This is a genomic window from Kitasatospora sp. NPDC036993 (assembly GCF_055607525.1).
In genome coordinates this window covers 539,864-551,456 of the sequence record NZ_JBVJRP010000003.1, presented here as the reverse complement: position 1 = coordinate 551,456, position 11,593 = coordinate 539,864, and the positions used below count along the sequence as shown (strand labels likewise).

Sequence of the window (11,593 nt, the reverse complement as noted above, 5' to 3'; positions counted from 1 at the left end):
CCCCGGATCCCTTTTCGTCGGGGGGATCCGGGGCCCTTCGCGCGTTCGCCGGGCCGGGAGGCTCCGGGTCAGGGGGTCTCCGGGTCAGGGGGTCTCCGGGTCAGGAGGCCGGGCCCACCCGGACGGTGGTGATCTTCCCGCCCTGGGACTCCCGGACGACCTCGATCTTCGTGTTGGTGTCCGGCACCTTCACCGTCAGCTGCGGCGTGGCCGCGTCGCCGTACACCCCGGTGTGGTCGTTGAACACCGGGACGGCCGGCTTGGCCGGGATGCGCACCGCGGTGCCGCCCTTGTGCAGGGTGAACGGCGTGGTCGGCTTGAGCGAGAAGGTCGCGTCGTAGGTCTGCGCCCGCCCGTTGACCAGCGTGCCGTCGGCGAAGCGGATCGGCGCCGGGCGGGCGTCGACCGGCAGGATCAGCCCGCCGCCGGGGTGGTCCTTGGTGTTGTTGTCACCGTACGAGGTGTCCCACAGCCAGATCAGGACGCCCTCCTGGTACGGGTAGTTGTCCACCACGTTGGCCTTGCCCGCGACGCCGCTGTAGCCGAAGTTGTACGGGCCGGTCTTCAGGAACGACCCGTAGCCGGTGTAGCGGCGGTTCTCGGCGAGGTACGCCCGCGGGTGCTGCTTGACGGCGGTGCGGCCGGTGATGACCGTGAAGCCGCTGGCCGTCCAGCCGCCGGTGCCGTTCTCGGCGCCGTCGGCGAACAGCTCGGCGCCGCCGGCGGTGGCCTTCACGGCGTCCACCAGCACGCCCCTGCCGTGGGTGTTGCTGTCCGAGGTGACGTGGAAGCGCAGCCGGACCTGCCGGCCGAGGTAGCCGTCCAGCGGGATGTGCAGCTGCTTGTGGCTGCCGGAACTGCCGCTCAGCCCGGGGGTGTTGGCGCTGGTGTTGCCGATCGGGGCGCCGTCCACGGTGCCGCCGAGGGCGGTCCAGTGCTTGCCCTCGTCGGTGGAGGCCTCGACGGTGAGGAAGTCGTAGTCCTGCTCGGTGTCGTACCAGACCGCCGCGTCCAGGGCGGCCGGTCCCGCGGCGGTGCGCAGGTCGACGTCCCGGGCCAGCGAGTTGTCGAGGTTGTCGCCGGTGTCGCTCCACCACTGCCTGCCGCCCTCGTACGGGTCGGCGAGGTCGGTGCGGGTGGTGCCGTCCGGCAGGTGGACCAGGACGGCCTGCGCCTGGTCGGTGTTGTAGCTGCTCACCCCGAGGGCGTGGGTGGAGCGGGTGGCGGCCTGGGCCTCGTCGTAGTCGAGCCAGCCGAACTGGAGCTTGCTCCAGGCGTCGAGGTCGCCGGGGTAGCCGCCGGTGGTGTTCGGGCCCTTGCCCAGGTACGAGCCGGAGGACATCAGCGACCAGAAGTTGACGCTGTTGTCACCGCCGCTGGTGGAGTACAGGTCGGGCAGGCCGAGGTTGTGGCCGAACTCGTGGGCGAACAGGCCGACGCCGCTGTTCTCACCCCCCTGGACGTAGTCGTAGACGTACAGGCCGGTGTCGCCGACCGGGGCGCCGCCGATCTTGTTGCCCTCCGGGCCGGTCTGCCCGGTCGCGTCCGGGAAGGTCCAACTGCGGTGCGCCCACAGCGCGTCGGCGCCCTGGGCGCCGCCGCCCCAGGTCTCGTCGACGCCCGCGTGCACCACGACGACGTTGTCCAGGTAGCCGTCCGGCTGTGCGAACTCGCCGTCCTTGTCGTGGTCGTAGCGGTCGTAGACGTCGTACTGGGCGAGCTGCGCCTTGATGTCGGCGGCCGGGCGGCCCTTGGCGACCTCGCCGTCGTACCAGGCCTTGACGGCGTCCCGGATGAACTCCTGGCCCTGGGTCCAGGCGCCGGAGCCCTGCGGGCCCTTGTTGCTGCCGTAGCGGGCCTCGTTGTGCGGGACGGTGACCCAGTCGCTGACGGTGCCCTGGACGTCGTAGCGGCCGGAGGACTGGGTGCGGTAGTAGTTGCGCATGGACACGGCACCGGGCGTGTCGTCGAAGAACATCTTCTGGTAGTAGGCGCGGTCGAAGTTCTGCGACCACAGGGTGTGGTTGTCGTCCTTGCCGGGCTTGGGGATCTGGTTGTGGAGCGGTCCGGGGGTGCCGCCGTAGCGGGGCTGGCCGTTCCACTGGGTGGTGTTGTCGACCTCGTCGCCGAACTGGGCGAGGATCACGAAGACCTTGTCCGTGCGCTGGTGCGCGAGCTGGACGTAGTCGTTGCCGATCCTCACCTTCGCCGGGGCCCGCTTGCCGGCGGCCTTGGCGGCGGCGCCCTGGTCGAGGGCGCCCTTGTTGAGCTGTTCCAGGGCCTTGCCGCGCAGCGCCTGGCGTTCGCGCTCCTGCGGGGCCATCGGGGCGGGCGGGGCCTCGGCGCCCTCCGGGGCGTCGGAGGCCGCGGCGGCGGTGAGGGAGATCGGGGGAGCGGCCTGGGCGGGGGTGCCCAGCAAGGTGGCCGCTATCGCGCCGGTGGTGAGCGCGGCGGCGAGGGCCGCGGACAGTCTGCGCAACTGACCGGTCCTTTCCGGAAGATGGGGGTGCTTCGACATCGGTAAGGTGAAGCGCAGGTAATATTTCACATGTCACGGGTTACGTGGAAGAGGTGTGAAACAAGCGAACGGGCGCCGCACCCGGAGGTGCGACGCCCGCTGCCGGACCGGCGATCGTGTGGAGTGCCGGATTCCGGCCCGGATGGTGCAACGGGTCATCCCAACGAGGCGCGCAGGAAGGCGAGTTCGGCCTGGGCCAGCTGCTCGCCCAGCCCGCCCGGGGTCATGTGGGTCACTCCGGGCAGCGGCAGCACGGTGTGCGGGCGTCCCGCCCTGACGAGCGCCTGGGAGAGCAGCAGGGTGTGCGAGGGGTGGACGTTGTCGTCGGCCAGCCCGTGGATCAGCAGCAGCGGCCTGCTCAGGCCGGGCGCGTCGGTGAGCAGGCAGTCGTCGGCGTAGCCCTCCGGGTTGTCCTGCGGCAGGCCGAGGTAGCGCTCGGTGTACGCGGTGTCGTAGAGCCGGAAGTCGGTGGGCGGGGCGCCCGCGCAGGCGGCGTGGAAGACGTCGGGGCGGCGCAGCACGGCGAGCGCCGCGAAGTAGCCGCCGTACGACCAGCCGCGCACGCCGACCCGGCCGAGGTCGAGGTCCGGGTGGGCGGCCGCGAGCGCGTGCAGGGCGTCGACCTGGTCGTCCAGCGCCACCTGGGAGAAGCGGCGGAAGATGGTGCGGCTGAAGTCGGGGGAGACGAACGGGGTGCCGCCGTTGTCGGTGGTGACCACCGCGAAGCCCTGGTCGGCCCACCACTGCTTGAGCTGCCAGCGGCGCGGCTCGGCGGCCACCGCCTGGTAGCCGGGACCGCCGTAGACGTCCAGCAGGACGGGCAGCCGCCGGCCGGGGACGTGGTCGCGCGGGTACACCACGGCGGTGGGCAGGGCGCGCTCGGTGACCCGGGCGAGCCGCGGCTCCACCCGGTGGGGCAGCATGGCGCTGAGGTCGGTGAGCGGAATCTCGTGGCCGTCGCGGCTGATGACGCGCCGGACGCCGTCGGCGGTGGCCGAGGTCAGCAGCAGGGTGTCGGCGGCGGCGAGGGCCGTGTGCAGGCCGGGGCCGGCGGTGAGCCGCTCGGGCGCGCCGCCGTCCGGGTCGACCAGGTGGACGTACTGGTGGAACGGGTCGCCCTCGCCGGTCTCGCAGAGCAGCCGGCCGTGCAGGGTGCCGACCACCCGGCGGATCTGGAGCCCGGTGGTGTCCAGCGGCTTGCCGTCCAGCGCGAGGCCGCGGGCCTGCGGGGTGTCGAGGACGGTGAGCAGTCGGCCGTCGGCCAGCCGGTCGGGAGTGCCGGGCAGGTCGTCCACCCAGAACTCGTCGGTGGTGCGGGAGAGTTCGGTGGTCACGCCGGTGGCCGGGTCGGCGCTCAGCAGCAGCACGTTCTGCTGGAGGCGGTCGGCGACGGTGAGCAGCACCTCCTCGGTGGAGGCCCAGGAGGCGGCGCAGACGTACGGGAACTCCTCGCGGTCCCAGCGCAGCGGGACCCGGCCGCCGTCGAGGCCGAGCACCCAGAGCTGGACGTCCGCGTTGGGGCCGCCGGCCTGCGGGTAGGCGAAGTCCTCGGGCGCCTCGCCGGGGTGGGCCGGGTCGGCGAAGTACCGTCGGGGGACGGCGGATTCGTCCACCCGGGCGGCCAGCAGCGCGCCGCCGTCCGGGCGCCACCAGTGGCCGCGGGCGCGGCCCAGCTCCTCGGCGGCGGCGAACTCGGCGACGCCCCAGCGGGCGCCGTCGGCGGGGGAGAGCGGTTCGAGGCCGGGGGTGACGTACAGGGCGTCCTCGGCGACGTAGGCGACGCGCTGCCCGGTGGCGTCCGGCCGGGGGTCGAACGCGGGCCCGGCGACCGGGAGTTCGTCGCTGTTGCCGGTGGTGGTGTCGGTGCGGAACAGCCGGCCGTCCAGGGTGAAGACGGCGGTGGCGAGGTCGGCGGTGGCGGCGTACGTGCCGATCCCGGCGGCGACCAGCCGGATGCGCTCGCGCAGCCGGCGCTCGACGGCGGGCAGGTCGTCGCGCCGGCCGGTGCGGCCGGGCAGCAGCGCGGCCGGATCCGCGACCAGGCGCTCGTCGCCGGTGGCGGTGTCGAGCAGGTGGAGGCGGTCGACCGGGTCCTCGGGACCGGCCGATCGGAGCAGCAGCAGCCGGGTACCGTCCTCGGCGAAGGTGCACGCACGCGGTGCGCCGAAGGTGAACCGACCGGTACGGGCGCTGAGGGCAAGGAAGGCGTCGGTGATGGTCACGGCCTGATGGTGGTCGCGCGGTGCGCGTTCCGACCAGTAGTCTGTCATGTGAAATGTCACACACTAGTGTGAGTGTCAGCCAGCGGAGGAAACCGTGACCGACGACCTGCGGACCGCCCAGCCCCCGGCACCGCTGCCCGCCGCCGACGGGCTGTTCAGCGTGTCGCCGCGGACCGCGCACCTGAACCACGGCTCGTTCGGGGCCGTGCCCATACCGGTGCAGCGGGCGCAGGAGCGGCTGCGGATCGAGCACGAGCAGGACCCGGACGGCTTCTTCGCCGACCTGCCGGCCCGGATCGCCGCCGCCCGGGCCCTGCTCGCCGCCGAGCTGGACACCGACCCGGAGCGGCTCGCGCTGGTCGCCAACGTCACCGAGGCGGTCGCGATCGCCCTGGACAGCATCCCGTTCGCACCCGGCGACCGGATCCTGGTCACCGACCACGGCTACGGCGCGGTGACCCAGGCCGCCGTCCGCAAGGCCGCCGAGACCGGCGCCGAGGTCGTGGTGGCCAGGGTGCCGCTGGAGGCGCCGGACGAGCAGGCCGTCCGGGAGGCGGTGCTGGACGCCGTGGACGGGCGGACCACCGTCGCGATCCTGGACCAGCTCACCTCGCCCACCGCCCGCCTGGTGGCCGGCCGGGCCCTGCTCGCCGACCTGCGCGCCCGCGGCGTGACCACCGTGGTGGACGGCGCCCACGCGCCCGGCATGCTGCCCGCTCCGATCGACCCGAACGCCGACTTCTGGTTCGGCAACCTGCACAAGTGGGCCTTCGCCCCGCGCGCCACCGGCGTGCTCGCCGTCCGTCCCGAGTGGACCGCCCGGGTGCGCCCGCTGGCGCTGTCCTGGGAGCACGACAAGGGCTTCCCCGGCAACGTCGAGTGGCGCGGCACCTGCGACTACACGCCCTGGCTGGCCGCCCCGGCCGGCTTCGGGCTGCTGCGCGGACTCGGCCACGCGGAGGTGGCGGCCCACAACACCGCGCTGGCCGGGTACGGCCGCCGGGTGCTGGCCGAGCGGACCGGCCTGGCGCCGCTGCCCGGGACGCCCGGGGTGTGGATGAGCACCGTCCGGCTGCCCGCCGGGTACGGCGAGACCGAGCCGCAGGTGAAGGCGCTGATGGCCGAGGTGTGGCACCGGCTCGGCACCCGGATCGCCGTCCGTCCGTGGGCCGGCGGCGGGGTGCTGCGGGTCAGCGCCCAGCTGTACAACCGGGCGGCGGAGTACGAGCGGCTGGCGGACGGCCTGGCGGAGCTGCTGAAGGGGTAGCCGCACCGGCAGCGAAGGGCGCGTCGGGGTCAGATCTCCAGAGCGAGTTCGATCCGCTTGAGGTGGTGCCTGGCCATCGCCAGGTTGGAGCGGCCGCGGTTGAGCGCCAGGTAGAGGAACAGCCCGCGGCCGCCGGGCGTCGTGATCGGCCGGACCATGTGGTACTGGTGGGTCAGCGTGATCAGCATGTCCTCGATCTCGTTGTCGAGGAGGTTGAGCGCCTCCAGCGCGCGCATCTTGGCGCGGACCACGTCGGTGTTCCCGGCCGCGGCGACGTTGAGGTCCAGCTCGCCGCCGTCCCCGAGGCTGCCGAGCGCCATGCCGCTGCCGTAGTCGACCAGGGCGACGCCGATGGCGCCCTCGATCGCCATGGCCTCCTTGAGGGACGTCTCCAGGTTCGCCATCGTGGCTGTCCTCCCGCGTGTCGGTGGCTGTTCCGTGACCGTGACGACGGTAGGGAGCACCGGCGGATTCCACCGGGGATGACCGGAGACGTTCGAACCCTGCCCCGTTCCGATCACTTGAGGACATCGGCCACCATGGATCTGAGAGAGGAGTGGTCTCGGGTGTGACAGCGGGGAGTGATCCCGTCGCACGGAAAAACGGTGCTATCGATGTCGGTCCTCCCGGGTAACCTCTCGCTGAGATGCGAGATCACACCAACCACACCCGGACGGCGATGAACACCCCCGATCCAGAGCCCCAGGACGACCAGGAGCTCGGCCCCGCCGAGGCGTACGCGGCCAGTCGTCGCCGGGCCCAGGAGCAGGCCACCGCCCTGTACGGCTTCCAGCAGCTGTACGACTTCCCGCTGGACGACTTCCAGCTGGAGGCCTGCGAGACGCTGGAGGCCGGATCCGGCGTCCTGGTCGCCGCCCCCACCGGCTCGGGGAAGACCATCGTCGGCGAGTTCGCCGTGCACCTGGCCCTGGCCGCCGGTCGCAAGTGCTTCTACACCACGCCGATCAAGGCGCTCTCCAACCAGAAGTACGGCGACCTGGTCAAGCGCTACGGCGCGGCCAAGGTCGGCCTGCTCACCGGTGACAACACCGTCAACGGCGACGCACCCGTGGTGGTCATGACCACCGAGGTGCTGCGCAACATGCTCTACGCGGGCTCCAGCACCCTCGACGGCCTCGGCTACGTCGTGATGGACGAGGTGCACTACCTCGCCGACCGCCTCCGCGGCGCCGTCTGGGAGGAGGTCATCATCCACCTCCCCGAGTCGGTCACCCTCGTCTCGCTCTCCGCGACCGTCTCCAACGCCGAGGAGTTCGGTGACTGGCTGGACACCGTGCGCGGCGGCACCAAGGTGATCGTCTCCGAGACCCGCCCCGTGCCGCTGTGGCAGCACGTGATGGCCGGCAACCGGATGTACGACCTGTTCGCCGACCCCGACCGGGACGGCCGCCCCAAGCACAGCCTCAAGAACCCCGGCAAGGCCGTCAACCCCGAGCTGGTCAGGCTCGCCCGCTCCGAGATCGACCGCAACCCGCGCGACCGCTTCACCCGCGGCCGGGGCCGCTCGATGCCCAACGGCCGTCCCGGCCGGGTCTGGACGCCGGGCCGGGTGGACGTCATCGACCGGCTCGACGCCGAGGGCCTGCTGCCCGCGATCACCTTCATCTTCAGCCGGGCCGGGTGCGAGGCCGCCGTCCAGCAGTGCCTCAGCTCCGGCCTGCGGCTCAACAAGGACTCCGACCGCGCCCGGGTCCGGGCCATCGTCGAGGAGCGCTGCGCCGACATCCCCGACGAGGACCTGCACGTCCTCGGCTACTTCGAGTGGCTGGACGGGCTGGAGCGCGGCATCGCCGCCCACCACGCAGGGATGCTGCCCAGGTTCAAGGAGGTGGTCGAGGAGCTCTTCGTGAAGGGCCTGGTCAAGGCCGTCTTCGCGACCGAGACCCTGGCGCTCGGCATCAACATGCCCGCCCGCTCGGTGGTCATGGAGAAGCTGGTCAAGTGGAACGGCGAGACCCACGCCGACATCACCCCCGGCGAGTACACCCAGCTCACCGGCCGGGCCGGGCGGCGCGGCATCGACGTCGAGGGCCACGCCGTGGTGCTCTGGCAGCGCGGCCTCGACCCGGAGGCGCTGGCCGGCCTGGCCGGCACCCGCACCTACCCGCTGAAGTCCTCGTTCCGGCCCTCCTACAACATGGCCGTCAACCTGGTCTCCCAGTTCGGCCGGCACCGCTCGCGCGAACTGCTGGAGACCTCCTTCGCCCAGTTCCAGGCGGACCGCTCGGTGGTCGGCATCGCCCGCCAGGTGCAGCGCAACGAGGAGGGCCTGGACGGCTACCGCGAGTCGATGACCTGCCACCTCGGCGACTTCGACGCGTACATGGAGCTGCGCCGCAAGCTCAAGGACCGGGAGAACGAGCTGGCCCGCGAGGGCAGCAGCCAGCGCCGCTCGGCCGCCGCCGAGTCGATCGAGCAGCTCAAGCCGGGCGACGTCATCCACGTGCCCACCGGCAAGTTCGCCGGCCTCGCCCTGGTCCTCGACCCTGGCCTGCCGCCGGTCAACCGCTCCGGCCGGGGCGGCCCGCGCCATCCCGACTTCCAGGACGGCCCGCGCCCGGTGGTGCTCACCGCCGAGCGGCAGGTCAAGCGGCTCGCCATGATCGACTTCCCGCACCCGGTCGTCGCGATCGAGCGCCTGCGCATCCCCAAGTCCTTCAACCCGCGCAGCCCGCAGTCCAGGCGCGACCTCGCCTCGGCACTGCGCACCAAGGCCGGCCACCTGGAGCCCGAGCGGTTCCGGCGCGGCCGTGCGGCCGCCGCCGACGACCCGGAGATCACCCGGCTGCGCACCGAACTGCGCCAGCACCCCTGCCACGGCTGCTCCGACCGCGAGGACCACGCCCGCTGGGCCGAGCGCTACCACCGGCTGCACCGCGACACCGAACTGCTGGAACGCCGGATGCGCTCGCGCACCCACACCATCGCCCGCACCTTCGACCGGGTCTGCGGGCTGCTCACCGACCTCGGCTACCTGAGCGGCGACACCGTCACCGACGACGGCAAACGGCTCGGCCGGCTCTACGGCGAACTCGACCTGCTCGCCTCCGAGTGCATCCGCGAGGGCGTCTGGAGCGGCCTGGCCGCCGCCGAACTCGCCGCCTGCGCCTCGGCGCTGGTGTACGAGGCGCGCCAGTCCGACGACGCCGGCGCCCCCCGGGTGCCGGAGGGCGCGGCCAAGGAGGCACTCGGCAAGATGGTCCGGATCTGGGGCCACCTGGACGCCCTGGAGGAGCAGCACCGGATCAACACCGCCGAGGGCGTCGGCCAGCGCGAGCCCGACCTGGGCTTCGCCTGGGTCGCCTACCGCTGGGCGCTCGGCCACAACCTCGACCAGGTGCTGCGCGACGCCGAGATGCCGGCCGGCGACTTCGTCCGCTGGACGAAGCAGCTGATCGACGTCCTGGGCCAGATCCAGGACGCCGCCGGCGAGGACGTGGAGCTTCGCAGGACCGCCCGCAAGGCCGTCGACGGCCTCCGCCGCGGCATCATCGCCTACTCCTCCGTGGGCTGAGCCCGTACACCCGCAGGGGCCCGCCCGCTCACCCGAGCGCGCGGGCCCTTTCGCATGCCCCCACCCACCCCCTGCGTGGCCGTAGCCTCGCCCCGCAGCCGGGGCCTCCACGACGTTGCGCCGGAAGTCGGACGGGCGACTCTGCTGGCGAAGTCGGTTGGGGTGGTTGTGGGACAGTAAGTGTCTGTTGGTGGGAGTGGGTTGTGCTGCGTCCTGGTGGTGTGTCGGGGATTCCGTCGGAGACGGTGGCTTTGGCTCGTAGGGTTCATCCGGGTGGGACGGATGAGATGCGGGTGCGGGACGCGTTGGGTCCGTTGTTCGTCGACGAGGACTTCACTGTGGGTGAGTTCGAGGAGATGTACGCGGGTCTGGGGCGGCCGGGTGTCTCTCCGGCGCTGTTGGTGATGGTCACGGTCCTGCAGTTCCTGCACACCCTGTCCGACCGGGACGCCGCGGTGGCGGTCGCGGACCGGATCTCCTGGAAGTACGCGCTGGGCCTGGAGCTGGAGGACGCGGGTTTCGATGCCAGTGTGCTGTGCGAGTTCCGTGCCCGTCTGGTTGTGGGTGACCGGGCAGATGCCCTGCTGACCTTGATGCTCCGGCGGTTGAAGGCCGCCGGCCTGGTACGGGCCGGCGGCCTTCAGCGCCCCGACTCCACCCATGTGCTGGCCTGCGTGCGCAGGCTGAACCGGATCGAGTGCCTGGGCGAGGCCCTGCGCACGGCCCTGGAGGAGATCGCCCTCACCAGCCCCGCCTTCATCGTGCCGTTGCTCGGGCCCGGCTGGGACGAACGCTACGGCCGCAAGGTCGAGACCAGCCGGCTCCTGCGCCGCAGGAACGCCTCCGCGCTCAAACTCGCCGAGCAGATCGGCGCCGACGGCCGGAGCCTGATGATCGCCATCGACGCGGATCCCACCGCCCGCTGGATGAACGACCTTGCGCAGGTCAGAATCCTGCGGGAACTGTGGGACCAGCACTACGAGAAGACCCGCGCCGGCACGCTGCGCTACCGCGACACCGGGAACAGCCGCCCTCGGCGATGCGCATCCGCTCACCCCACGACCCGCAGGCCCGCTACAGCACCAAAGGCGTTCCCGGCGCCGGCAGCGTGGAGTGGACCGGTTCCAAGGCCCACCTGACCGAATTCTGCGACGAGGACTTACCGGACCTGGTCACCGACGTCCACACCACCCCCGCCACCGAACCCGACGTCGCCGCCACCACCCCCATCCAGGACAAGCTCACCGACCGGGACCTGAAACCCGGCGAGCACCTGACGGACTCCGGCTACCCCAGCGGGCCGAACATCGGCGCCGCCCTCGAACGCGACATCACCCTCATCGCACCCGTCACCGTGAACACCGGCCGAGGCGCCCACAACGGCACCTTCACCCCTAAGGACTTCCACGTCGACTGGCAGGCCGGCACCACCCACTGCCCCGCCGGAGCCACCAGCATCTCCATGCGCCCGAAGAAGAACGGCCTGATCCGCGTCGCCTTCGCCCGCGCCGACTGCCGCCCCTGCCCCATCCGCGCCCACTGCACCACTGCCCGCCCCCCACCTCGGCCGCAGCCTGGAGATCCACCCCGAACCCATCCACACCGCACGAATACGGATGCAGACCGAACAGGACACCCCCCAATGGCGCCAGGCCTACCGCGCCCGCGCCGGCATCGAAGGCACCATCTCACAAGCAGTCCGAGGCCCCGGCCTACGACGATCCCGCTACCGAGGCCTCACCAAAACCCACCTCCAGAACATCCTCACCGGCATGGCCATCAACATCCAACGACTCGGCACCCACTGCGACACCACACCCAAGAAACCAGACCGCCGCCCCACCCGCATCCACACACTCTGCACCCAACACGACATCACAACAGCAGCCTGACCCAGACCAAACACTTCGCCAGCAGAGTCACCCCCGCCGACTTCCTGCGCAACAGGCATAAGAACCCAGCCCGGTGGGACTTTTGCGGGGGGGAAGAGGGACCGGGATGGTGGTGGGGCATAGGAGGTTGATTCGGGAAAACTCCTCCGCGCTCTCCGA

At 71.9% G+C, this 11,593-nt stretch carries 7 protein-coding genes; 4 read left to right on the top strand and 3 right to left on the bottom strand.

Annotated elements, in window-relative coordinates:
* Nucleotides 1-100: 100 nt before the first annotated feature.
* The gene (locus ACZ7C5_RS08725; RefSeq protein ID WP_401087608.1) at nt 101-2,479 is read right to left on the bottom strand and encodes an immune inhibitor A domain-containing protein; all 2,379 of its coding nucleotides are present in this window, start codon (nt 2,477-2,479) and stop codon (nt 101-103) included.
* Nucleotides 2,480-2,673: 194 nt separating this feature from the next.
* Entirely contained in the window at nt 2,674-4,740 is a 2,067-nt protein-coding gene (locus tag ACZ7C5_RS08720; RefSeq protein WP_401087606.1) for a S9 family peptidase, read from the bottom strand.
* Between the two features lie 94 nt (nt 4,741-4,834).
* Between ACZ7C5_RS08720 and ACZ7C5_RS08715 the strand changes: the two genes are divergently transcribed.
* Nucleotides 4,835-6,007: an aminotransferase class V-fold PLP-dependent enzyme gene (locus ACZ7C5_RS08715; protein ID WP_401087604.1), complete on the top strand. Its 1,173-nt coding sequence runs from the start codon at nt 4,835-4,837 to the stop codon at nt 6,005-6,007.
* A 29-nt stretch (nt 6,008-6,036) separates the two neighbouring features.
* On the opposite strand, the gene ACZ7C5_RS08710 is transcribed toward ACZ7C5_RS08715, so the two are convergent.
* Nucleotides 6,037-6,411, bottom strand: a complete 375-nt coding sequence (locus ACZ7C5_RS08710; protein ID WP_401087602.1) for a hypothetical protein — start codon at nt 6,409-6,411, stop codon at nt 6,037-6,039.
* Nucleotides 6,412-6,686: 275 nt separating this feature from the next.
* Here ACZ7C5_RS08710 and ACZ7C5_RS08705 point away from each other — a divergent pair, with 275 nt between their 5' ends.
* The 3 genes from ACZ7C5_RS08705 (at nt 6,687) to ACZ7C5_RS08695 (ending at nt 11,434) form a co-directional block, all read left to right on the top strand.
* Complete coding sequence (locus ACZ7C5_RS08705; protein ID WP_401087751.1) at nt 6,687-9,542, top strand: DEAD/DEAH box helicase; 2,856 nt, start codon at nt 6,687-6,689, stop codon at nt 9,540-9,542.
* A 293-nt stretch (nt 9,543-9,835) separates the two neighbouring features.
* The gene (locus ACZ7C5_RS08700; protein ID WP_470322296.1) at nt 9,836-10,681 is read left to right on the top strand and encodes a transposase; all 846 of its coding nucleotides are present in this window, start codon (nt 9,836-9,838) and stop codon (nt 10,679-10,681) included.
* Nucleotides 10,682-11,089: 408 nt separating this feature from the next.
* Nucleotides 11,090-11,434 (top strand): transposase, encoded by a 345-nt coding sequence (locus ACZ7C5_RS08695; RefSeq protein ID WP_470322322.1) that lies wholly within the window; start codon nt 11,090-11,092, stop codon nt 11,432-11,434.
* The last annotated feature ends 159 nt before the right edge of the window (nt 11,435-11,593 follow it).

Coding starts and splice junctions, on each gene's coding strand:
- ACZ7C5_RS08705 (WP_401087751.1), top strand. CDS start 6,687: ATGAACACCCCCGATCCAGAGCCCCAGGACGACCAGGAGCTCGGCCCC.
- ACZ7C5_RS08710 (WP_401087602.1), bottom strand. CDS start 6,411: ATGGCGAACCTGGAGACGTCCCTCAAGGAGGCCATGGCGATCGAGGGC.